The organism is Streptomyces sp. V4I8 (assembly GCF_041261225.1).
Classification (GTDB): domain Bacteria; phylum Actinomycetota; class Actinomycetes; order Streptomycetales; family Streptomycetaceae; genus Streptomyces.
This window is the reverse complement of sequence record NZ_JBGCCN010000001.1, coordinates 3,040,322-3,061,975: the sequence shown is the minus strand read 5'-3', so window position 1 is coordinate 3,061,975 and position 21,654 is coordinate 3,040,322. Positions and strand designations below refer to the sequence as shown.

Annotated in this window: 20 protein-coding genes; 10 read left to right on the top strand and 10 right to left on the bottom strand. The window is 71.1% G+C overall.

Annotation, left to right across the window (positions count from 1 at the left end; genetic code table 11):
• Nucleotides 1-20: 20 nt before the first annotated feature.
• The gene (gene cobT / locus ABIE67_RS13905) at nt 21-1,172 is read right to left on the bottom strand and encodes a nicotinate-nucleotide--dimethylbenzimidazole phosphoribosyltransferase (RefSeq protein ID WP_370256800.1); all 1,152 of its coding nucleotides are present in this window, start codon (nt 1,170-1,172) and stop codon (nt 21-23) included.
• Between the two features lie 228 nt (nt 1,173-1,400).
• Between cobT and ABIE67_RS13900 the strand changes: the two genes are divergently transcribed.
• Nucleotides 1,401-2,210, top strand: a complete 810-nt coding sequence (locus tag ABIE67_RS13900; RefSeq protein ID WP_370256799.1) for a methyltransferase domain-containing protein — start codon at nt 1,401-1,403, stop codon at nt 2,208-2,210.
• A 20-nt stretch (nt 2,211-2,230) separates the two neighbouring features.
• Here the strand turns inward: ABIE67_RS13900 and ABIE67_RS13895 are convergent, their stop codons facing one another.
• On the bottom strand, nt 2,231-3,433 hold the full coding sequence (locus ABIE67_RS13895; protein WP_370256798.1) for a bifunctional adenosylcobinamide kinase/adenosylcobinamide-phosphate guanylyltransferase: 1,203 nt from the start codon (nt 3,431-3,433) through the stop codon (nt 2,231-2,233).
• A 112-nt stretch (nt 3,434-3,545) separates the two neighbouring features.
• Between ABIE67_RS13895 and ABIE67_RS13890 the strand changes: the two genes are divergently transcribed.
• Nucleotides 3,546-3,755, top strand: a complete 210-nt coding sequence (locus ABIE67_RS13890) for a hypothetical protein (RefSeq protein WP_370256797.1) — start codon at nt 3,546-3,548, stop codon at nt 3,753-3,755.
• A gap of 37 nt (nt 3,756-3,792) precedes the next feature.
• Here the strand turns inward: ABIE67_RS13890 and ABIE67_RS13885 are convergent, their stop codons facing one another.
• From ABIE67_RS13885 to ABIE67_RS13875, 3 genes are all read right to left on the bottom strand, one after another.
• The gene (locus ABIE67_RS13885) at nt 3,793-4,887 is read right to left on the bottom strand and encodes a S1C family serine protease (protein ID WP_370256796.1); all 1,095 of its coding nucleotides are present in this window, start codon (nt 4,885-4,887) and stop codon (nt 3,793-3,795) included.
• 56 nt (nt 4,888-4,943) lie between these two features.
• Nucleotides 4,944-5,645: a class I SAM-dependent methyltransferase gene (locus ABIE67_RS13880; protein WP_370256795.1), complete on the bottom strand. Its 702-nt coding sequence runs from the start codon at nt 5,643-5,645 to the stop codon at nt 4,944-4,946.
• Nucleotides 5,646-5,728: 83 nt separating this feature from the next.
• A complete protein-coding gene (locus ABIE67_RS13875) occupies nt 5,729-6,328 on the bottom strand; it encodes a DUF3043 domain-containing protein (protein WP_370256794.1) in 600 nt (199 codons plus the stop codon).
• Between the two features lie 347 nt (nt 6,329-6,675).
• On the opposite strand from ABIE67_RS13875, the gene ABIE67_RS13870 reads away from it, so the two are divergent.
• From ABIE67_RS13870 to ABIE67_RS13850, 5 genes are all read left to right on the top strand, one after another.
• Nucleotides 6,676-7,467 (top strand): PspA/IM30 family protein, encoded by a 792-nt coding sequence (locus ABIE67_RS13870; RefSeq protein WP_370256793.1) that lies wholly within the window; start codon nt 6,676-6,678, stop codon nt 7,465-7,467.
• Between the two features lie 41 nt (nt 7,468-7,508).
• Nucleotides 7,509-7,787 (top strand): hypothetical protein, encoded by a 279-nt coding sequence (locus ABIE67_RS13865; RefSeq protein ID WP_370268566.1) that lies wholly within the window; start codon nt 7,509-7,511, stop codon nt 7,785-7,787.
• 169 nt (nt 7,788-7,956) lie between these two features.
• Nucleotides 7,957-9,174, top strand: a complete 1,218-nt coding sequence (locus tag ABIE67_RS13860) for a sensor histidine kinase (protein WP_370256792.1) — start codon at nt 7,957-7,959, stop codon at nt 9,172-9,174.
• Nucleotides 9,175-9,257: 83 nt separating this feature from the next.
• Nucleotides 9,258-9,938: a response regulator gene (locus tag ABIE67_RS13855; RefSeq protein WP_370256791.1), complete on the top strand. Its 681-nt coding sequence runs from the start codon at nt 9,258-9,260 to the stop codon at nt 9,936-9,938.
• Nucleotides 9,939-10,180: 242 nt separating this feature from the next.
• Complete coding sequence (locus ABIE67_RS13850; RefSeq protein ID WP_370256790.1) at nt 10,181-13,345, top strand: efflux RND transporter permease subunit; 3,165 nt, start codon at nt 10,181-10,183, stop codon at nt 13,343-13,345.
• Nucleotides 13,346-13,437: 92 nt separating this feature from the next.
• Here the strand turns inward: ABIE67_RS13850 and ABIE67_RS13845 are convergent, their stop codons facing one another.
• Nucleotides 13,438-14,583, bottom strand: coding sequence for an RNA polymerase sigma factor (locus ABIE67_RS13845; RefSeq protein WP_370256789.1), 1,146 nt, complete (start codon nt 14,581-14,583; stop codon nt 13,438-13,440).
• Nucleotides 14,576-14,998, bottom strand: a complete 423-nt coding sequence (locus tag ABIE67_RS13840) for a YciI family protein (RefSeq protein WP_370256788.1) — start codon at nt 14,996-14,998, stop codon at nt 14,576-14,578. The genes ABIE67_RS13845 and ABIE67_RS13840 overlap by 8 nt, the downstream gene beginning before the upstream one ends.
• A 280-nt stretch (nt 14,999-15,278) precedes the next feature.
• On the opposite strand from ABIE67_RS13840, the gene ABIE67_RS13835 reads away from it, so the two are divergent.
• Nucleotides 15,279-16,019 carry a class I SAM-dependent methyltransferase gene (locus tag ABIE67_RS13835; RefSeq protein WP_370256787.1) on the top strand — a complete coding sequence of 247 codons (741 nt, stop codon included), beginning with the start codon at nt 15,279-15,281 and terminating at the stop codon, nt 16,017-16,019.
• An 86-nt stretch (nt 16,020-16,105) separates the two neighbouring features.
• Here ABIE67_RS13835 and nadA read toward each other — a convergent pair whose 3' ends face one another.
• Nucleotides 16,106-17,290: a quinolinate synthase NadA gene (nadA, locus tag ABIE67_RS13830; protein ID WP_217209465.1), complete on the bottom strand. Its 1,185-nt coding sequence runs from the start codon at nt 17,288-17,290 to the stop codon at nt 16,106-16,108.
• A 329-nt stretch (nt 17,291-17,619) separates the two neighbouring features.
• Here nadA and ABIE67_RS13825 point away from each other — a divergent pair, with 329 nt between their 5' ends.
• A complete protein-coding gene (locus ABIE67_RS13825; protein ID WP_031487357.1) occupies nt 17,620-17,976 on the top strand; it encodes an iron-sulfur cluster assembly accessory protein in 357 nt (118 codons plus the stop codon).
• A gap of 127 nt (nt 17,977-18,103) precedes the next feature.
• On the opposite strand, the gene ABIE67_RS13820 is transcribed toward ABIE67_RS13825, so the two are convergent.
• Nucleotides 18,104-20,140, bottom strand: a complete 2,037-nt coding sequence (locus tag ABIE67_RS13820; RefSeq protein ID WP_370256786.1) for a hypothetical protein — start codon at nt 20,138-20,140, stop codon at nt 18,104-18,106.
• Nucleotides 20,141-20,327: 187 nt separating this feature from the next.
• On the bottom strand, nt 20,328-20,537 hold the full coding sequence (locus ABIE67_RS13815; RefSeq protein WP_370256785.1) for a hypothetical protein: 210 nt from the start codon (nt 20,535-20,537) through the stop codon (nt 20,328-20,330).
• A gap of 133 nt (nt 20,538-20,670) precedes the next feature.
• Here ABIE67_RS13815 and ABIE67_RS13810 point away from each other — a divergent pair, with 133 nt between their 5' ends.
• Nucleotides 20,671-21,645 (top strand): carbohydrate kinase family protein, encoded by a 975-nt coding sequence (locus ABIE67_RS13810; protein ID WP_370256784.1) that lies wholly within the window; start codon nt 20,671-20,673, stop codon nt 21,643-21,645.
• The last annotated feature ends 9 nt before the right edge of the window (nt 21,646-21,654 follow it).

Below are 21,654 nucleotides of genomic sequence, written 5' to 3'. Positions count from 1 at the left end.
AGGCGCCCCGCTCGCGGCCGTTACTCGCTCTCCGACGGCCCCGTCTCCGACGGTCCCGCCACCGGCTCCGGCTCCCCGTCACCCGGCGTCTCCGAGTCCTCCGAGTCCTCCGGCTCCTCGGGCTTCTCCGGCTTCTCGGGCAGTTCCGCGGCCAGCGCGGCGGCGGACTGGACCATCGGCAGGGCCAGCAGGCCTCCGGCGCCCTCGCCGACCTTCACGCCCGGGTCGAGCAGGGGCTCCAGGGCCATACGGTCCAGGGCCTTCGCCTGCCCGGGCTCCCCGCTGTTGTGCGCGGCCAGCCACCAGTCCGGTGCCCGGAACGCGATCCGCTGGCCCACCAGCGCACAGGCGGCGACGACCACGCCGTCCAGCACGACCGGCATCTTCCGCACCGCGCTCTGCAGCAGGAAGCCGGTGATCGCGGCGAGGTCCGCACCGCCCACCGTCGCGAGCAGCTGCAGCTGATCCCCGAGCACGGGCCGAGCCCGGCGCAGCGCGTCCCGGATCGCCGCGCACTTGCGCATCCACACCAGGTCGTCGATGGCCAGCCCGCCCCGCCCGGTGACGATCGACGCGTCGGTTCCGCACAGCGCGGCGACCAGCACCCCGGCCGCCGTGGTCCCGCCGACGCTCACATCGCCGAGCACCACCAGATCCGTACCGGAGTCGGCCTCCTCGTCGGCCACCGCGACGCCGGCCCGGAAGGCGGCCTCGGCCTCTTCCGAAGTCAACGCGTCCTCGACATCGATACGGCCGCTGCCCCGCCGCACCCGATGCCGTACGACAGCCTCCGGCAGCGACTCCGGGTCGCAGTCCAGTGCCATGTCGACGACCCGCACGGGAACCCCGAGCCGCCGCGCGAGGACGGAGACGGGCCGGCCGCCCTCAAGGATCTCCCGCACCAACTCCGCGGCGCTGCCCGCCTCCCGCGCCGATACGCCCAGCTCGGCGACACCGTGGTCACCGGCGAACAGGACCACCCGCGGCTGTTCGATCGGCCGCACCGGCACGGCGGACTGCGCGGCAGCCAGCCACTCACCCAGGTCGTCGAGGCGGCCCAGCGCCCCGGGCGGCACGATCTGACGCTCACGGCGCGCCTCTGCGTCACGGCGTACCCCTCCGTCGGGGCGCTCGATCAGATCAGTGAAGTCGTCGAGATTAAGCGAGCTCATTCGCCGAACAGTACCGGCACCGGTCGAACAGAACGGCGGCACATGGCCACCAGGGGCCCCGCCACGTCCCCGCCACCTCCACGCGACGTCGTTGCACCCAAGATCGCCATCCCATACGTTCCGTTTTGCAGTGGATTGTCGGGGCATTGTCCGGGCATGCTCGCACCACCCGCCGTACCCCCCCGGTCGTACGCCCCCGCCGTACGCCCTCGCGCCCGGGAGCCGCTCATGACCGCGACCGCACCCTCCGAACGACACCGCGCCGACTGCGCGTTCACCCTCGCCAGGTGCCGGGACCTGCGCTTCGTCCCCCGGCACCTACGCCTCACCCGGCTGCCGTACCGTCGGCTGAGAGCGGCGGCCCGCGCGGTGCTTCCGTTCCCCGAGCCGGAGAGCTGGCTGGACGTCGGCACGGGCTTCGCCCGCTTCCCGGAGGCGGCGAAGGAACTCTTCCCGTACACGGCGTTCGACGGCCTGGACCTGACCCACCGCGTCCTGGACGCCCGCGTGGCCGAACGGGTGGAGGAAGCCCACGTCGGCCACCTCACGGACCCCCGCATCACGGCCCGCCTGCGCGCCCGCTACGACGTCGTCAGCATGTTCCGCCACCTGGAACACGCCCCCGACCCCCGCGCCGAACTCCGCGCCGCCCTCACGGTCCTGCGCCCGGGCGGCCTCCTCCTCCTCGAACTCCCCAACCCACGCGGCGTGTTCGCCGTGCTGCTCGGCAGACTGTGGATCCCGCACAGCCGCCCGGGCCACCTGCACCTGATGCCCCTGGACACCCTCTGCGACGAACTGGAACTCCAGGGCTGCACGATCATCTCCACGGACCACCACGCCCCGCACATCCCGTACGACATCGCGGCCACCACCTCCCTGGCCCTGACCCGCCTCCTCCCCCCGCTCCTGTCCCGGGCCTGCGCACCCCTGGTAGCCGCGGCCTGGGCCCTGGACCACCTCTTGGCCCCGGCCCTGCGCCGCACCCGCCTCTCAAACGCGTACAGAGTCATCGCCCGCAAGGAAGCGCCCCGTTAGGGGCGTTCATACAGGCGCACTCAGCCACGAAGTACGAGTGCCTGCCCCGCCACCACCAGCACCACCTGCTCACACTCCGAGGCGAACGCGGCATTCAGCCGCCCCAACTCGTCCCGATACCGCCGCCCCGAAGCAGTAGCCGGCACAATCCCCGACCCCACCTCGTTCGACACGGCAACCACAGTCCGCCGAGTCGCCCGCACCGCCTCCGTAAGCTCGCGCACCCGCTCCCGCAGAGCACGCTCCCCACCATCCGCCCACACCGCGTCGTCCCATGCCCCGACGGAGTCCATCGCATCCGTCAGCCACAACGACAGACAGTCGATCAGCAACGGCGCCCCACCCTCGGCCAGCAGCGGCAGCAGGTCGCACGTCTCGGCCGTACGCCACGACCCCGGCCGCCGCTCCCGGTGCAGGGCCACCCGCGCCGCCCACTCGTTGTCGCCGCCCCGCGTGCCCCCGGTCGCCACGTACAGCACATCCGGAAAGGCCTCCAGCCGCCGCTCCGCCTCCACCGACTTCCCGGACCGGGCCCCGCCCAGCACCAGGGTCCGGCGCGGCACGTCCGGCACGTCCTCGTACGCCCCCACCACCAGCGTCGTCCCGTCCGGCACCGCCCGCGCCCCCGCCGCGGCCAGCCGCCGCCGCAACTCGGCGCCCGGCGGAGCGTCGTGATCCAGATGTACGGCGACGACATCCGTGGTCGGCCCCACCGCCCCCACCGCCCGCAGCTTGGCCAGCGCGTCCGGCCGCCCCACGACATCGGCGACCACCATGTCGTACATCCCGACGGTCCCCTTCTCCAGCCCGGCCGGCGCGCCCCCCGGCGGCAGATACAGCAGCCGTTGCCCGTCCGGCCCGGTGACGGCGTACCCCGTGCCCGGCGAGTCCATCGCCACCGCCCGCACCCGATGCCCCGTCAGCAGCGCCAACTCCCGCCCGTCCGGCACCCGCCCGGGCTGCGGCACCCCGGCCGGCACCTCGACGGCGGGCCCGTTGTGCGGATGCGACAGCAGTACCTGCCGTACGTTCCCCAGGGAACGCCCCGCCCGAGCCGCCGCGAACGCCGCCCCAGGCGTCAGGTCGAGCAGCAGCGCCCCGTCCACGAGCAGCGCGGTCGCCGCCCGCGCATCACCACCGAGCGCACTCGCACACGCCGCGCACGGGCAGTCGGGGCGGGGGAGTCCCGCGGGGGCACCGGTACCGAGGAGAGTGAGTTCCACGGACTGATTTTCGCGTGTCCGCGCAGGTCTCGCGCATCCGACTAGGCTCAGGGCAGGAGCCGGACCTTGATCCGGCCTTTGCTCTGCACGTGCTGACACCTTGGAGGCGTACATGGCGGCATGGACGTGGCGGTTCGAGAAGGCCGACGGGGCGGAGGTCCAGCCCGCGGTGCAGCCCGAGGAGTTCACCACCCAAGGGGACGCCGAGTCATGGATCGGGGAGCACTGGAAGGCACTTCAGGAGGGCGGCGCGGACCAGGTGCGGCTGTTCGAGGACGCCGGCGAGATCTACGGGCCGATGAGCCTGCACGCCGAGGGATGAGCCGACGGGGGCGAGGGCCCCGCGCCCTCGCCCCACGTCACTGCTCACCCAGCGTCACATCCACCTTCTTCTCACCGCCGCCTCGGGTGAACGTCACCGTCGTCCGCTCACCCGGCTTGTCGGCGGCCAGCGCCTCGGCCAGGGACGTGATGGTGGTGATGTCCTCGTCACCCAGCCGGGTGATGATGTCCCCGGGCTCCAGACCGGCCTTGTCGGCCGCCCCACCCGCCTGGACCTCGACGACGGCCACGCCCGCGGCCCGGTAGTCGTCGTTCACGACCGTACGGCCGGTGATGCCGAGCGCCGCCCGGCCCGAGTCGGTGACCCTGCCGTCCTCGACGATCTGGTCCGCGATCGACTTCACCGTCGACACCGGGATCGCGAAACCGATGCCGGGTGCCGCGCTGTCCCCGAGGCCGGGATCGGTGGCGGCGAGGGTCGGGATGCCGATGACCTTGCCGTCGAGATTCACCAGGGCCCCACCGCTGTTGCCGGGGTTGATGGCGGCCGACGTCTGCACCATGTTGACGATCGTCGCGCCCGTACCGCCGTTGCCGCCGCCCTCGGTGACGGTCCGTCCGGTCGCCGAGACGATGCCCTGCGTCACGCTGGACGACAGCCCGAGCGGTGAGCCCATCGCCAGCACGATCTGCCCGACCTCCACCTTCGAGGAGTCCCCGAACGTCGCCGCCTTCAGCCCGTCCGGCACCCGCTCCAGCTTCACGACGGCGAGGTCCTGGTCCGGGTACGAGGAGACGAGCCGCGCGGTGAGTTCGTCCTCGCTGTTGGCGGTCGTCACCCGGAACGTCCGCTCGTCCCCGACGACATGCGCGTTGGTGACGATGTGCCCCTGACCGTCGTAGACCACGCCCGATCCCAGGTCGTTCCTGGCCTGGATCTGCACCACCGACGGCAGGACGTCCTTGATCACCTTCAGATAGCCGTCCTGCAGATCGTCGACGGCCATGGGGACGGCCGCCTGCGCGGTCGTCGGCCCGTCCTTCTCGCGGGACGAGCCCGAACCGGAGCAGCCGCCGAGCAGTGCGAGGGCGCAGCACAGGGCGGCGAAAGGAACGAGCCGCCGGAGGGGGTGCGCGCGGAGGTCACGTGCGCGGAGGGCAGGGGCGTCCATGCCCCGAGTCTCCCCACGCGGTCCCGACCCGGCCCGCGCTGCTCACCCGAACGAGCTCAGCCCCGCACCCCGCACAGATGCAGAAGCGCGGCCACCCCGCGATACGGATCCGTCCGGCCGGCCCGCTCCTCGACCGCCAGCAGAGCCTCCACGTCGCCCGGGATCTCCGCCCCCTCGGGGGCCGTGTCCGTGAAGACCCGCACCCCGTACCACGCGTGCAGCGGCGCCCCGATACCCGCGAGCGTCGCCGTCAGCGCGCCCATCCGGTCGGCCCGTACGTCGAGCCCCAGCCGATTGCGGTACGCGGTGGTGTCGAAGGCCGCCAGTGCCCCGGCCCAGTCTCCGGACAGTCCCGGCCGCATGGCCAGGGCATCGCCGTTCCGCACAAGCAGGGACAGCAGGCCCCCCGGAGCGAGCATCCGGGCCAGTCCGGCCAGCAGCGGGTCGGGCTCCTCGACGTACATCAGCACGCCATGGCAGAGCACCACATCGAAACTGCCGGGCAGGAAGTGCACGCCGGTGTCCCGGCCGTCGCCCTGGACGATCCGCATCCGCTCACGGATCCCCTCCGGCTCGGCGGCGACGGCCTCACGAGCGACGGAGATCATCTTCGGGTCCTGCTCCACGCCGGTCACCTGGTGCCCGGCCCGAGCCAGGCGCAGCGCCTGCGTGCCCTGGCCCATCCCCACGTCGAGCACGCGCAGCCGCTGCCCGACGGGGAACCGCCCGGCTATCTGCTCGTCGAGCTGCCGGGCCACCAGCTCCTGTCGTACGACATCACGCAGGGCGCCCAGCTTGCTGAGCCACGCGTCGGCCGCACCCCCGGAAAAAGCAGCTGCGCTCAGGGCCGCTCTCCGCGCTTGACCTGCGGCTTGGGCAGCCGGAGCCGGCGCATCTGGAGCGAGCGCATCAGCGCGTAGGCGACAGCGCCGCGCCGGTTGTCGTCCGGGAAGCGCTCGGCGAGCCGCTTCTTCAGGCGAACGCTCGTGACCACCGAGTCGAGCACGATCAGCACGATCACGACCAGCCACAGCAGCAGCGCGATGTTCTGCAACGCGCCCACCTGGACCATGCTCAGCACGAGGATGACCACGGCCATCGGGAGGAAGAACTCCGCGACGTTGAAGCGCGAGTCGATGAAGTCACGCGCGAACTTGCGGACCGGACCCTTGTCACGAGCCGGCAGATACCGCTCGTCACCCCCGGCCAGCGCCTGGCGCTGCTTCTCCAGCGCGGCCCGGCGCTCGTCGCGCTGCCGCTTGGCGGCCTCCTTGCGCGACGTCGGCGTGTTGGCCACGCTGCGGCGCTGGGTCTGGGCCTCACTGCGCTTGGGCGTGGGGCGGCCCTTCGGGGCCTCGGGGTGGCGGGTCTGAGTGGAGTCGGTCACCAGCGCCTTGTCGGCGGCCTGGGCCTTCTCTTCCTTGGCACGGCTACGGAACACAAAACCCAAGGGTACGGGGTGCCAGGGGTTGGACCCCAGCCCCGTGGGGAACGATCCGGCAACACCAGTCGTCGTAGGGGGACAGAGGGGACGTTGCAGACGGTTCGTCCGGCGGCCACGGGGACGGCACCCGAGCGGCACCGGGTGGACACTCATGAGCTCACCCATGAGCCCACCGTGAGCCACCCGGGAGTCACCTACTCCTTACGCCGGAGCGGGAGCGTCAGCAGTCGTCCTTGGGGATGAGCGCATCCGTCCCCGAACAGTGCGTCAATGGATGCAGGGCCCGTACTGTGGGTTCTGTCGCAGAGCTGGAGCTGGACGTCAGAAGGGGGCGCGCGAAGCCCATGAGCGGTGTCATGAAGCGTATGGGGATGATCTTCCGCGCGAAGGCGAACAAGGCCCTTGACCGGGCCGAGGACCCGCGCGAGACCCTCGATTACTCGTACCAGAAGCAGCTGGAGCTGCTCCAGAAGGTCCGCCGCGGCGTCGCCGACGTGGCCACGTCGCGCAAGCGCCTGGAACTCCAGCTCAACCAACTCCAGCAGCAGTCGTCGAAGCTGGAGGACCAGGGCCGCAAGGCGCTCGCGCTCGGCCGTGAGGACCTGGCCCGCGAGGCGCTGTCCCGCCGCGCCGCCCTCCAGCAGCAGGTGACGGACCTGGAGACGCAGCACGCGACCCTTCAGGGCGAGGAGGAGAAGCTCACCCTCGCGGCCCAGCGCCTGCAGGCGAAGGTCGACGCCTTCCGCACCAAGAAGGAGACGATCAAGGCCACGTACACGGCCGCCCAGGCGCAGACCCGGATCGGCGAGGCGTTCTCCGGCATCTCCGAGGAGATGGGCGACGTCGGCCTGGCGATCCAGCGCGCCGAGGACAAGACGGCACAGCTCCAGGCTCGCGCCGGCGCCATCGACGAACTCCTCGCCTCGGGCGCCCTGGACGACCAGTCCGGCATGCACAAGGACGACATCCAGGCCGAGCTGGACCGGCTCTCCGGTGGTACGGATGTAGAGCTGGAACTGCAGCGCATGAAGGCGGAGCTGGCAGGGGGCTCGTCCTCGCAGCAGGCCATCGAGGGCGGCAACGGCCAGTCCCAGTCCCAGCAGCCGCAGGACACCCCGCGCTTCGACAAGCAGTAGCCGACGGCCGGGGCCCACGCCGAGGAGGCGAGATGGGCGACATGATCGTCCGGATCATGGGTGAGGGGCAGGTGAAGCTGTCCGACAGTCACCTGCCCGAGCTGAACAAGCTCGACGACGAGCTCCTGAGGGAAATGGAGAACGGCGACGGCCCCGGCTTCCGCCGCACCCTCGGTGCCCTCCTCTCCAAGGTCCGAGAACTGGGCGACCCCCTGCCCGACGACTCCCTGGAACCGTCGGAACTGATCCTCCCGGCCCCGGACGCGACGCTGGAGGACGTCCGGGAGCTGCTGAGCGACGACGGCCTGATCCCAGGGTGAGCCCACCCAGCCCGTCCGGCGTTCGAGGACGAGGCCCGTTCAGGGGGCGAAGCGGGGGTCTGAGGGCGGCAGCCACCAGGCGACGCGGACCGCGACGCAGGCACCACACGAGGAACCTCCACTCGGCCCCCGTTCCAAGCCTTGCGGGGACGCCGTACCGTACTCCAGCGTGAGCACCCTCGAACGAGTCCGACGGCACCTCAAGGCGCACCCCATGGCGCTGGACGCGGCGCTCGCGGTCGGCGTCCTCGCCTGCATGGTCGCCGGCTCGTTCGTGGACCCGCACGGGAAGAACGAGGTCACCTGGGCGCTGCGCACCCCGGACGCGCTCAGCCTCCTGCTCATCACCCTCGGCGCCGCGGCCCTGGTCTTCCGCCGCCGCGCCCCCATGACGGTCCTCGCCCTCACGGGCACCGCCTCCGTCGTCGAGTCCGTCACCGGCGACCCCCGCGCCCCCGTCGCCATGTCCGCGGTCATCGCGCTCTACACCGTCGCCTCGACCACCGACCGCCCCACCACCTGGCGCGTCGGCCTGCTCACCATGACCGTCCTGACCGGATCCGCGATGCTCGCCGGCCCCCTGCCCTGGTACGCGCAGGAGAACCTCGCCATCTTCGCCTGGACCGGTATCGGTGCCACCGCCGGCGACGCCGTCCGCAGCCGCCGCGCCTTCGTCGCCGCCATCCGCGAGCGCGCCGAACGCGCGGAGCGCACCCGCGAGGAGGAGGCCCGCCGCCGCGTCGCCGAGGAGCGGCTCCGGATCGCCCGGGACCTGCACGACGTGGTCGCCCACCACATCGCCCTCGTCAACGTCCAGGCCGGCGTCGCCTCCCACGTCATGGACAAGCGGCCCGACCAGGCCAAGGAGGCCCTGGCGCACGTACGCGAGGCCAGCCGGTCCGCGCTCAACGAACTCCGCGCGACCGTGGGCCTGCTCCGGCAGTCCGGCGACCCCGAGGCGCCCACCGAGCCCGCCCCCGGCCTCGACCGCCTCGACGAACTCGCCGGCACCTTCCGCAGCGCGGGCCTCCAGGTGGAGGTGGCCCGCGCGGACCAGGGCACCACGCTCCCCGCCGCAGTCGACCTGGCCGCCTACCGGGTCATCCAGGAGGCGCTCACCAACGTGCAGAAGCACGCGGGCCCGGAAGCGAAAGCCGAGGTAAGCGTCGTTCGCGTGGGCCCGAACGTCGAGATCACCGTCCTCGACGACGGCGCCGGCGACGACGAGACCGTCGAGGGCGGCGGCCACGGACTGCTCGGCATGCGCGAGCGCGTCACCGCCCTGCGCGGCACCCTCACCACCGGCCCCCGCTACGGAGGCGGCTTCCGCGTCCATGCGATCCTGCCGCTCAAGAGCCGCACCCGCGCCGCGGAAGACGCCGTATGACCACCGAGGACGCCGTATGACCACCGAAGGCGCCGTATGACCACCGAAGACGCGTTACGCCCCCTGACAGACGAGGACCCCGCATGACGATCCGCGTCCTGCTCGCCGACGACCAGGCCCTCCTCCGCAGCGCCTTCCGCGTGCTGGTCGACTCCGAGCCCGACATGGAGGTCGTCGGTGAGGCCTCCGACGGGGCCGAGGCGGTGCGGCTGGCCAAGGACGAGCGGGCGGACGTCGTGCTGATGGACATCCGGATGCCCGGCACCGACGGCCTCGCCGCCACCCGCATGATCAGTGCCGACCCGGCCCTGGCCCACGTCCGCGTCGTCATCCTGACCACGTTCGAGGTCGACGACTACGTCGTGCAGTCGCTGCGGGCCGGTGCCTCGGGCTTCCTCGGCAAGGGCTCAGAACCCGACGAACTGCTCAGCGCCATCCGTGTCGCGGCCGGCGGCGAGGCCCTGCTCTCCCCGGCCGCCACCAAGGGCCTGATCGCCCGCTTCCTCGCCCAGGGCGACGCGGACGACGACCGCGACCCCGCCCGCGCCGAGCGGCTCGACGCGCTCACCGGCCGGGAGCGCGAGGTCCTGGTCCAGGTCGCCGGCGGGCACTCCAACGACGAGATCGCCGAGCGGCTGGAAGTCAGCCCGCTGACCGTGAAGACGCACGTCAACCGGGCCATGTCCAAGCTGGGTGCCCGCGACCGGGCCCAGCTCGTGGTGATTGCGTACGAGTCCGGGCTGGTACGTCCAAGGGTGGAGTGACCCGCAGCGGGCGTACTGCGCCCGGAGTATGCGCCGCATAAGGAAATGGACCTGGGGTCTAGGAAATCGGGCTTCCCGATGGCTCAGGGTGTTAGGGCGGGCGCTCACATGTGCGGCATGCGTGTGTGGAGTTGCCGCGTGTGCGGAGTTGCCGCATGTGCGGACTGCCGCGTGTGTGCCACAGCCGTGCCCGCCACGTCCGCTGCCCACTTCTGCCGCTCACAGAAGAGAGACCCTGACCCATGTCCTGGCTGTCGAGATTCAGCCTCGCCCAACGTGCCCTGATCGGCCTGATGTCGATCATCGCGATCGCCTTCGGCGCCATCGCGATACCCCAGCTCAAGCAGCAACTGCTGCCCTCCATCGAACTGCCCATGGTGTCCGTGCTGGCGCCGTACCAGGGCGCGTCACCGGACGTGGTCGAGAAGCAGGTCGTCGAGCCGATCGAGGACAGCCTCGAAGCCGTCGACGGCGTCACCGGTGTCACCTCCACGGCGAGCGAGGGGAACGCCGTGATCATGGCGTCCTTCGACTACGGCCCCGACACCCAGCAACTGGTCGCCGACGTCCAGCAGGCCGTCAACCGTGCCCGCGTCCAGCTCCCGGACGATGTGGACCCGCAGGTCATCGCCGGTTCCACGGACGACATCCCGACCGTCGTCCTCTCCGTCACCTCCGACCAGGACCAGCAGGCCCTGGCCGACGAGCTCGACCGGACGGTCGTGCCGGACCTGAAGGACATCGACGGCGTCGGCCAGGTCACCGTCGACGGTGTACGCGACCTCCAGGTCACCGTGACCCCGAACGAGGCGAAGCTGGCGAAGGCGGGCCTGACCTCGGTGGCCCTCTCCCAGGCCCTCCAGGCCGGCGGCGCCACCGTCCCGGCCGGCTCCTTCGACGAGGACGGCAGCAACCGCACGGTCCAGGTGGGCGGTGGCTTCACCTCGCTGGAGCAGATCAAGGACCTGATGGTCAGCGGCGAGGGCGCGTCCGGGTCCGCTTCCGCTGCCGCGAAGAAGCCGGTCCGCCTCGGTGACGTCGCCACCGTGAAGCAGGAGCAGGCCGCGGCCGACTCCATCACGCGCACGGACGGCAAGCCGTCCCTCGCGATCGCGGTCACCATGGACCGCGACGGCAGCGCCGTCGCCATCTCGGACGCGGTGCAGGACAAGCTGCCGGAGATGCGCAAGGACCTCGGTACGGGCGCCACGGTCACGGTCGTCAGCGACCAGGGCCCGGCGGTCAAGAAGTCCATCGACGGCCTGACCACGGAAGGCGCCCTCGGCCTGCTCTTCGCGGTCCTCATCATCCTGGTCTTCCTGGCGTCGATCCGCTCGACGCTGGTGACCGCGGTGTCCATCCCGCTGTCGGTGGTCCTGGCCCTGATCGTGCTGTGGACCAGGGACCTCTCCCTGAACATGCTGACGCTCGGCGCGCTCACCATCGCCATCGGCCGTGTCGTCGACGACTCGATCGTGGTCCTGGAGAACATCAAGCGGCACCTCGGCTACGGCGAGGAGCGCGAGGAGGCCATCCTCAAGGCGGTCCGCGAGGTCGCCGGAGCGGTCACCTCCTCCACCCTCACCACGGTGGCCGTCTTCCTGCCGATCGGCCTGGTCGGCGGCATGGTGGGCGAGCTGTTCGGCTCGTTCAGCCTGACGGTGACGGCGGCCCTGCTGGCATCGCTGCTGGTCTCGCTGACGGTCGTCCCGGTCCTGTCGTACTGGTTCCTGCGCGCCCCGAAGGGCACCCCGGAGGATGCCGACGAGGCCCGCCGCAAGGCCGAGGAGAAGGAGGCGAAGAGCAGGCTCCAGCGCTTCTACGTCCCCGTCCTGCGCTTCGCGACCCGTCGCCGTCTCACCAGTGTGCTGCTCGCCGTCGTCGTCCTGTTCGGCACGTTCGGCATGGCGCCGCTGCTGAAGACGAACTTCTTCGACCAGGGCGAGCAGGAAGTCCTCACCGTCAAGCAGGAGTTGAAGCCGGGCACCAGCCTGGCGGCGACCGACGAGCAGGCGACGAAGGTCGAGAAGCTGCTCGCCGGCACCAAGGGCGTGCGGGACTACCAGGTCACGATCGGCTCGTCCGGCTTCATGGCGGCCTTCGGCGGTGGCACCGACACCAACCAGGCGTCGTACCAGGTGATGCTGGAGGACTCGGCGTCGTACGAGGACGTGCAGGACCGTATCGAGGCGGGCCTGAAGAAGCTCGACGGCATCGGTACGACCACCATCGCGGCCGGCGACGGCTTCGGCGCCCAGGACCTGAGCGTCGTCGTGAAGGCGGCCGACGGGAACGTCCTGCGCAAGGCGGCCGAGCAGGTCCGCGAGGCGGTGGCCGGCCTGGACGACGTCACGGACGTGACCAGCGACCTGGCGCAGAGCGTGCCGCGCATCTCGGTGAAGGCCAACGACAAGGCGGCCGCGGCGGGCTTCAACGACCAGACCCTCGGGATGGCCGTCGCCCAGGCGGTCCGCGGCAACACGGCGGCCCAGGCGACCCTCGACGACACCGAGCGGGACATCGTCATCAGGTCGGCCAAGCCGGCGAAGACGCTGAAGCAGCTTCAGGACCTGCCCCTGGGCCCGGTCGAGCTCGGCGACATCGCGGACGTGAAGCTGGTCGACGGGCCGGTCTCGATGACCCGCATCGACGGCCGGCGCGCCGCCACCATCACCGCGAAGCCGACCGGCGACAACACCGGCGCGGTGAGCACGAAGCTCCAGTCCGAGATCAACGGGCTGACGCTCCCGGCGGGCGCGACGGCCGAGATCGGCGGTGTCTCGCAGGACCAGGACGACGCGTTCGCCAACCTGGGCCTGGCGATGCTGGCGGCGATCGCGATCGTCTTCATGCTGCTGGTGGCGACCTTCCGCTCGCTGGTCCAGCCGCTGATCCTGCTCGTGTCCATCCCGTTCGCGGCGACCGGCGCGATCGGCCTCCTGGTGGCGACCGGCACCCCGATGGGCGTCCCCGCGATGATCGGCATGCTGATGCTGATCGGCATCGTGGTGACGAACGCGATCGTGCTGATCGACCTGATCAACCAGTACCGGCGGCAGGGATACGGCGTCGTGGAGGCGGTGATCGAGGGTGGCCGGCACCGTCTGCGGCCCATCCTGATGACCGCGCTGGCGACGATCTTCGCACTGCTGCCCATGGCCCTGGGCGTCACCGGCGAGGGCGGCTTCATCGCCCAGCCGCTGGCCGTGGTCGTCATCGGCGGTCTGATCACCTCGACCATGCTGACTCTGCTCCTCGTCCCGACGCTGTACGCGATGGTGGAGCTCCGCAAGGAGCGCCGGGCGAAGAAGCGGGCGGCGAAGCGGGCGAAGAAGGCGGGCGCCCCGGACGGGCCGACGTCGGGTTCGGAGTCGGCTTCGGACGAGCCGGAGCCTGCCGGGGTCTGATGTCCGGTCCGACTGTGCGGACCGTCTGAGCGGAGTCAGCCCGTCCCAGGAGAAAGTCCTGGGGCGGGCTGAGCCGTTCCCGGACCGGTACGTCAGTGACGCGTGCGGGCGTTGAGCCGGGCGGCCTGGCGGGTCAGGTAGTCGCGCTCGGCGAGGTTGGGTGCCTTGTGGGCGGCCTCGGCGTACAGGCGTGCCGCGGCTGTCAGGTCGCCGTCGCGTTCGTGGAGGTGGGCCGCGACCGCGGTGTGCCGGGGCACCGAGTCCTCGATCGCGGCCAGGGCGGCGAGGCCCGCGCGGGGGCCGTCGGCCTCTCCCACGGCGACCGCGCGGTTGAGGCGCACGACGGGGCTGTCGGTCAGCCGGACGAGTTCGTCGTACCACTCGACGATCTGCACCCAGTCGGTCTCCTCGGCGGTGGGCGCGTCGGCGTGCAGGGCGGCGATGGCGGCCTGGGCCTGGAACTCGCCCAGCCGGTCGCGGGCGAGGGCAGTCTGAAGGATCTGGACGCCCTCGGCGATCGCCGCGGTGTCCCAGCGGGTGCGGTCCTGGTCGGCGAGCGGGACGAGGCTGCCGTCCGGGGCGGTCCTCGATGCGCGGCGGGCGTGGTGGAGCAGCATCAGGGCGAGCAGACCCGCGACCTCGGGGTGGTCGATGGCGGCCGCGAGCTGCCGGGTGAGGCGGATGGCCTCGGCGGCGAGGTCGACATCGCCGGAGTAGCCCTCGTTGAAGACCAGGTAGAGGACGCGCAGCACGGTGGCGACATCGCCGGGCTGGTCGAACCGCACGCCGGAGACGGTGCGCTTGGCCCGGCTGATGCGCTGGGCCATGGTCGCCTCGGGCACCAGGTAGGCCTGGGCGATCTGGCGGGTGGTGAGTCCGCCGACGGCGCGCAGGGTGAGGGCGACGGCGGAGGACGGGGTGAGCGAGGGGTGGGCGCACAGGAAGTACAGCTGGAGCGTGTCGTCCACGGCGGGGGTGGGGCCGGGCGCCGGTTCCTCGTCGATACGGTCCTCACGCCGGCGGCGTGAGGTGTCCGCGCGGGTCTGGTCGAGGAACTTCCGCCAGGCCACGGTGACCAGCCAGCCCTTCGCGTCCCTCGGCGGGTCGGCGGGCCAGACACGGACCGCCTCGACGAGCGCGTCCTGGACGGCGTCCTCGGCCGCCGCGAAGTCTGCTCCGCGGCGGACGAGGACGGCGAGGACGCTCGGGGTGAGGCTTCTGAGCAGCGCCTCATCCACCGGCGTGGCAGTCCGTGACGGTGGGTGACGCGGCGAGGAACGGACGCACCTCCAGCCACTCGTGGATCGGCTTCCCGCCGGCACCCGGGGCGGCGGACAGCTCTCCGGCCAGTTCGACGGCCCGCTCGTGGCTGTCGACGTCGATCACCATCCACCCGGCGATGAGGTCCTTGGTCTCGGCGAACGGCCCGTCCGTGACCGGCGGCCGCCCCTCACCGTCGTACCGGACCCACGACCCCTCGGGCGCGAGCGCCTGACCGTCCACGAACTCCCCGGTCTTCTCGAGCCGCTTCGCGAAGTCGTTCATGTACTGCACATGCGCCGAGATCTCCTCCGGCGTCCACTGGTCCATCGGCACGTCGTTCACCGCGGCCGGAGCGCCACGGTAGTGCTTGAGCAGCAGGTACTTCGCCATGATGCTTCTCCTCGATGCTGTGCGACCCATTCTGGTCGCGTTCATAGCAGGGACGGAGCCGATCACGGGTTCTCGACATCGCCGGCCGAAATTTTTTGGGCCACCGCACACCGGCCGGGCGAACACTCCGACGGAACGGCCTCCGGATCTTTGTGTCTTCTGCCAGTACGACCCTTTCCCGGCGTGCCGGAAGACTGCCCGTCGAAGGCCGCGGCGGGTCCCGGTGGCGGGATGGTCGCGGCCAAGGACGTGACGATGAAGCACAGGGGAGAACACCACGATGAGCGTGCAGCAGTACGACGAGATCGGTGAGGCGTTCGAGGGCTTCAAGTCCCTGCCGCTGACGCGGTACGGAGAGGTGCCCAGCTTTCTGGGCATGGTCGGGGACGTGCGCGGCAAGTCGGTTCTGGACCTGGCCTGCGGCACCGGATTCTACAGCAGGGAGTTCAAGCGGCGCGGTGCCACGGATGTGCTCGGAGTCGACATCTCCGGCGAAATGATCGCCGCCGCACAGCGGTTGGAGGAGGGCGATCCGCTGGGCGTGCGCTACGAGGTGGGCGATGTGGCCGAACTGCGGCCCCTCGAACGGCGCTTCGACATCGCCCTCGGTGTGCAGCTGCTCAACTACGCGCAGAGCATCGCCGAGCTGGAGTCGATGTGCCGCAACGTGCACGGCGGCCTGGTGCCCGGCGGCGAGTTCTTCGTGCTCGCCCAGTCACCCGACTACCGCGGCGGCGAGCAGGCCCTGGCCAAGTACGGCTTTCTCTGCGAGCCGACCGGCGAAAAGATCGAGACCGGGGCGCGCTTCCGGGTCACGGCGCTGCTCGACCCGCCGATCTCGATCATCGGCGCCGTGCCGAGCCGCGAACTCTACGAAGCGTCTCTGCGGGCGGCCGGATTCAGCGACCTGACCTGGGTCCCCCTGGAGGTGTCCGAGGCCGGCCTGAGCAGGTTCGGTGCGGACTTCTGGGCCGACTTCCGCGCCCACCCCCCACTGGAGATGCTGCGCTGCCGCGCCTGACGAGGAACGAACAGGGCGGGGCCCGACCGGATGGCCGGGCCCCGCCCTCATATGCTCGCGGTTCGGCCCATGAGCTCGGCGTTCGGTTACGGCAGCGCCAGCATCCGCTCCAGCGCCAGCTTCGCGAACGCCTCCGTCTCCTTGTCGACCTCGATGCGGTTGACCAGGTTGCCCTCGGCCAGCGACTCCAGGGTCCAGACCAGGTGGGGGAGGTCGATGCGGTTCATGGTCGAGCAGAAGCAGACCGTCTTGTCGAGGAAGACGATCTCCTTGCCCTCCGGCGCGAAACGGTTCGCCAGACGGCGTACGAGATTCAGCTCGGTCCCGATGGCCCACTTGGAGCCGGCCGGGGCGGCCTCCAGGGCCTTGATGATGTACTCGGTCGAACCGACGTAGTCCGCCGCCGCCACGACCTCGTGCTTGCACTCGGGGTGGACCAGGACGTTCACGCCCGGGATCCGCTCGCGCACGTCGTTCACCGAGTCCAGGCTGAAGCGGCCGTGCACCGAGCAGTGGCCGCGCCACAGGATCATCTTCGCGGCGCGCAGCTCGTCGGCCGTCAGCCCGCCGTTCGGCTTGTGCGGGTTGTAGACGACGCAGTCCTCCAGGGACATGCCCATGTCCCGGACGGCGGTGTTGCGGCCGAGGTGCTGGTCGGGCAGGAAGAGCACCTTCTCGCCCTGCTCGAAGGCCCAGTCCAGGGCCCGTTTCGCATTGGACGAGGTGCAGATCGTGCCGCCGTGCTTGCCCGTGAACGCCTTGATGTCCGCGGACGAGTTCATGTACGACACCGGCACGACCTGCTCGGCTATGCCGGCCTCGGTCAGCACGTCCCAGCACTCGGCGACCTGCTCGGCCGTCGCCATGTCGGCCATCGAGCAGCCGGCGGCGAGGTCGGGCAGGACGACCTTCTGGTCGTCGGAGGTCAGGATGTCCGCCGACTCCGCCATGAAGTGCACGCCGCAGAACACGATGTACTCGGCTTCCGGGCGGGCGGCCGCGTCCCGGGCCAGCTTGAACGAGTCACCGGTCACATCGGCGAACTGGATGACCTCGTCGCGCTGGTAGTGGTGGCCGAGCACGAAGACCTTGTTCCCGAGCTTCTCCTTGGCCGCGCGGGCGCGCTCGACCAGGTCCGGGTCGGACGGCGAGGGAAGGTCGCCGGGACACTCGACGCCGCGCTCGCTCCTCGGGTCGGCCTCACGGCCGAGGAGCAGCAGGGCGAGGGGCGTCGGCTGTACGTCGAGCTCCTGGGTCTGGGCGGTGGTCACGACACGCACCCTTTCTGTTCTGCGGCTCGCCGGCACCGGAGAATCCGGGCCCGGCGGGTCAAGCGGGACACCTTTATCGACCTTCTCGTCGATTTGACGCTATCTATCATAACCGGTTCACGTCACTTTGACGATGGCCATCGTGTCGATGTGACGTGAATCCCGGTGACGGGTCCGCGTATTCCCCAAAGAGGCGTTTTCCGCTTCGCGCGCCGTGTGCGAGCATGAAGAAAGACCGAAAGACAAGCGCCCGGCCCTGGAATGAATCCGCGGCCCCGCCGGTTGCACTCGTCGGCAAGCAGTCTCCGTACAACCCGGGAGAGATGTAGATGTCCGTATCGGACGAGACCAGCACCGCCACCGACGGCATCATCCTGAGTGACGCCGCCGCGGCCAAGGTCAAGGCCCTGCTCGACCAGGAAGGCCGCGACGACCTCGCGCTGCGTGTCGCCGTTCAGCCCGGTGGCTGCTCCGGCCTGCGCTACCAGCTCTTCTTCGACGAGCGCTCGCTCGACGGCGACGTCGTCAAGGACTTCGGCGGGGTCAAGGTCGTCACCGACCGTATGAGCGCCCCGTACCTGGGTGGCGCGTCCATCGACTTCGTGGACACGATCGAGAAGCAGGGCTTCACGATCGACAACCCGAACGCGACGGGCTCCTGCGCCTGCGGCGACTCCTTCAACTGAGCGCCCGGCCGAGTCCGGCCACCACGCAGAAAAGGCGGCGACCCCCTCCGACGGGGCCGCCGCCTTTCCCGTGTCCACGGGCCCTTGGAGCCCGTGAACCGTCTTCGAACAGTCTTCGCGCCGGGCCTTACCGGGCCCCGGACGTCTGCGGTGCGTCCGGCAGCTTCTGCCCAGGCTTCTCCAGCGGGACCGCCTGGCCGTCCGTGCCCACGACCTGCCGGTCCCCGAGCGGCTCGTCCAGCTGCACCGTCTTGTGGAACACCTTGGCGATCAGGATGCAGACCTCGTCCGGCTGCGAGGTCTCGGTCACCCGGACGGTCACCTCGTCACCGCTCTCGCTCGCCGTCACCTTGTAGTCGGCGCACACGCCGCCCGTGAAGGCCACCGTGAGCTCCTTGCCGTCGGCCGTGTAGCCGTCCACCCCGACATTCCGGGTGACCGGCGACGACGTCGGCTCGTCCTTCGGCCCGCTCGGCCGCGGGCTCGCCGGCCCGGACGGCTCCTCGGACGGCATGGACGACGCCAGGAACTTCGGGTCGATCGCCGGGTACGTCACCGTGAAGCTGTCCTGCGCGCCCGGCGTCCGCACCTCGAACAGCCAGGACGGCACCAGCGCCTGCCGCGCGTCCACCTGGTGCGCGGCCAGCCCGAACACCGCCTTCTCGACCGTCAGGGTCTCCCTGTCCGGCGCACCCGTCGACGCCTCCGCACCGCACGGCGCCTCAAGACGGTCCTTCAGCGGTACGGGGCTGGCGCAGCCACCGATGCCCATGCGGTGGCCGGTCCCCGGCACCGCGTTCATCAGCCCGAGCGTTTTCTCCGCGTCCAGCACGGGGTACGTGTCCCCCTTCACCGGCGCCTTCAACTGGCCGCTGCCGCCGACCACTTCGCCCTCGGCGCTCACGGTCACCCCGGTCGTCCAGCCGTATGTGGGCAGCCCGCCGACCACCGGGTTCGCGTTCACCACCCGCTGGGCGCCCATGAGCTGGCCGGCGTCGAGCTTCGCGTCGTCCTGACCCACCGCCTTCAGCACCGGCGCGGCCGCCTTCTTCGCGGCGGCCTCACTGACCGGAGCGTCGGTCGATCCGGCGGGGTCCTGCCGGCAGACGGTGGTGCTCTGGCAGTTGTCCGTGCCGGGGGAGTACCGGGAGAACGTCCACGTCCCCGGCGCCTGCTTGTTCACCTGCAGACTCGGCCCCGCCCCGTCCTTCGCCCCGACCCGCCAGGTCTGCCCCTGCGCCACCGGAGTCCCGTCCACCCCGAGCGCCTCGGCCAGCCGGGCCACCTCGTCCGCGCCGACCTCGCCCCCCGCCCGGTACACGGGCGCCGACCCGGGCCCGTCCGACAGCTCCCCGTCGGCCTTGTAGGTGACGCCGTACGGGTTGGGCTCCCCGGGCGCGATGCCGTTCGTCCCGCCCTCGGTGCCGCCCTCGGAGTAGCCGTCGAGGTGGAGCGGCGGGGGAGTCTCGTCGCCGGCCGCCCCGGACGTCGTACCGCCGTCCGACCCCCCGGACGCGTTCGCGGCCAGGTAGGCCCCACCGCCCCCGACGAGCAGTACGGCGGCGGCGACGGAGGCGATGACCGCGGGGGAGCGGCGCCGGGGCGGACCGTCGACCCCGGCCGCGTCCGGAGCGACAACGGGATCCGGACGCTCGTCACCACCGCCCGGCTCACCGGCGGAGGCGCCGGTCTCCGCGACGCCGGCAGCCTCGGCACCGGAGCCCTCGGCGTCGGCAGCCTCGGCACCGGAATCCTCGGCATCGGCAGCCACAGCGCCGGAGACCTCGGCGTCGGACGCCTCGGCACCGGAATCCTCGGGACCGGAGACCTCGGCACCGGAATCCTCGGCGTCGGCAGCCTCGGGACCGGAGACCTCGGCACCGGAATCCTCGGCGTCGGCAGCCTCGGGACCGGAGACCTCGGCACCGGAATCCTCGGCGTCGGCAGCCTCGGGACCGGAGACCTCGGCACCGGAATCCTCGGCGTCGGCAGCCTCGGTGCCGTCGGCCTCGGCGCCGGAAGCCGCACCACCGTCAGCGTCAGTACCGGAAACCCCGACGCCGGACGCCTCGGTACCAGCGGCGTCCTTCTCCTGCCCGGCGCCCTGCTCCTCGGCGGAGCCGTCGGCGCCCGTGTCGTCGTTCTCGGGTCGCTCGGTGTTCACCGCATCGCTCCTTCGGCTGCGCACATGTCCCATGACCCTGACCCGACCCTGTCAAAAGGGAGGGTCCGCCGGGTCGTATCCCGCATCCCCTTTACGGGGGACGCCGATGGGACGCAGCGGGGGAGCGCACGGTTCCCTCAAAGGCGCCGATGCGGCCGCCGGAGTTCGATCCGACGCCGTAGCCCGGTCAGTCGCCGTAGTCCGACATCGCGTCCAGCAGTCGCGCCGACGTCGGCGGCACGGTCACCCCATGGATGCGTGACGGGGAGACCGGACGGGAAAGAACACGATCGGGAACGGCCCAGTGAGGAGCCATCCGCGCGCAGTCACCGAGCAGTGCCGCCAGGTCGACCTCCAGGTCGGCCGGAGCGGAGGCGCGGACCTCGAATTTCGTCATAGTGGCACCGTAGGCACGCCGGACCCCGCGAAGAAAGATCTACTATCGGGTAGTTTCGACTGCTTCAGAGTCCCGGTCACGAACGGGTAGCGTGGACTGTCAACTCAACCTCCCCCGCAGGAGACTCCACGCCGTGCGCATCGCAGTCACCGGCTCCATCGCCACCGACCACCTCATGACCTTCCCCGGCCGCTTCGCCGACCAGTTCGTCGCGGACCAGCTGCACACGGTCTCGCTCTCGTTCCTGGTCGACAACCTGGACGTACGCCGGGGCGGCGTAGGCGCGAACATCGCCTTCGGCATGGGCCAGCTGGGCACGAAGCCGATCCTGGTCGGCGCCGCGGGCTCCGACTTCGACGAGTACCGGGCCTGGCTGGACCGGCACGGCGTCGACACCGGCTCGGTCCGCATCTCCGAGACCCTGCACACCGCCCGCTTCGTCTGCACCACCGACGCCGACCACAACCAGATCGGCTCCTTCTACACCGGTGCGATGAGCGAGGCCCGCCTCATCGAGCTGAAGACCGTCGCGGACCGCGTCGGCGGCCTTGACCTGGTCCTCATCGGCGCCGACGACCCCGAGGGCATGCTCCGCCACACGGAGGAGTGCCGCTCCCGCGCGATCCCCTTCGCCGCGGACTTCTCCCAGCAGATCGCCCGTATGAACGGCGACGAGATCCGGATACTGCTGGACGGGGCGACGTACCTCTTCTCGAACGAGTACGAGAAGGGCCTCATCGAGTCCAAGACCGGCTGGACCGACGAGGAGATCCTGTCCAAGGTCGGCCACCGCGTCACCACCCTCGGCTCGCGCGGCGTCCGCATCGAGCGCGAGGGGGAGGACCCGATCGAGGTCGGCTGCCCCGAGGAGGAGCGCAAGGCCGACCCCACGGGTGTCGGCGACGCCTTCCGTGCGGGTTTCCTGTCGGGACTGGCCTGGGGCGTCTCCCTGGAACGGGCCGCTCAGGTCGGCTGCATGCTGGCGACGCTCGTCATCGAGACCGTCGGCACCCAGGAGTACCAGCTGCGGCGGGCGCACTTCATGGACCGGTTCACCAAGGCGTACGGGCATGACGCGGGCGAGGAGGTTCGGGCGCACCTCAGCTGAGTCGTGGGG

Bases quoted from the DNA above. Each gene is read 5' to 3' on its own strand.
- cobT (WP_370256800.1), bottom strand. From the start codon at position 1,172: ATGAGCTCGCTTAATCTCGACGACTTCACTGATCTGATCGAGCGCCCC.
- ABIE67_RS13900 (WP_370256799.1), top strand. From the start codon at position 1,401: ATGACCGCGACCGCACCCTCCGAACGACACCGCGCCGACTGCGCGTTC.
- ABIE67_RS13890 (WP_370256797.1), top strand. From the start codon at position 3,546: ATGGCGGCATGGACGTGGCGGTTCGAGAAGGCCGACGGGGCGGAGGTC.
- ABIE67_RS13885 (WP_370256796.1), bottom strand. From the start codon at position 4,887: ATGGACGCCCCTGCCCTCCGCGCACGTGACCTCCGCGCGCACCCCCTC.
- ABIE67_RS13870 (WP_370256793.1), top strand. From the start codon at position 6,676: ATGAGCGGTGTCATGAAGCGTATGGGGATGATCTTCCGCGCGAAGGCG.
- ABIE67_RS13865 (WP_370268566.1), top strand. From the start codon at position 7,509: ATGATCGTCCGGATCATGGGTGAGGGGCAGGTGAAGCTGTCCGACAGT.
- ABIE67_RS13855 (WP_370256791.1), top strand. From the start codon at position 9,258: ATGACGATCCGCGTCCTGCTCGCCGACGACCAGGCCCTCCTCCGCAGC.
- ABIE67_RS13850 (WP_370256790.1), top strand. From the start codon at position 10,181: ATGTCCTGGCTGTCGAGATTCAGCCTCGCCCAACGTGCCCTGATCGGC.
- ABIE67_RS13840 (WP_370256788.1), bottom strand. From the start codon at position 14,998: ATGGCGAAGTACCTGCTGCTCAAGCACTACCGTGGCGCTCCGGCCGCG.
- ABIE67_RS13835 (WP_370256787.1), top strand. From the start codon at position 15,279: ATGAGCGTGCAGCAGTACGACGAGATCGGTGAGGCGTTCGAGGGCTTC.
- ABIE67_RS13825 (WP_031487357.1), top strand. From the start codon at position 17,620: ATGTCCGTATCGGACGAGACCAGCACCGCCACCGACGGCATCATCCTG.
- ABIE67_RS13815 (WP_370256785.1), bottom strand. From the start codon at position 20,537: ATGACGAAATTCGAGGTCCGCGCCTCCGCTCCGGCCGACCTGGAGGTC.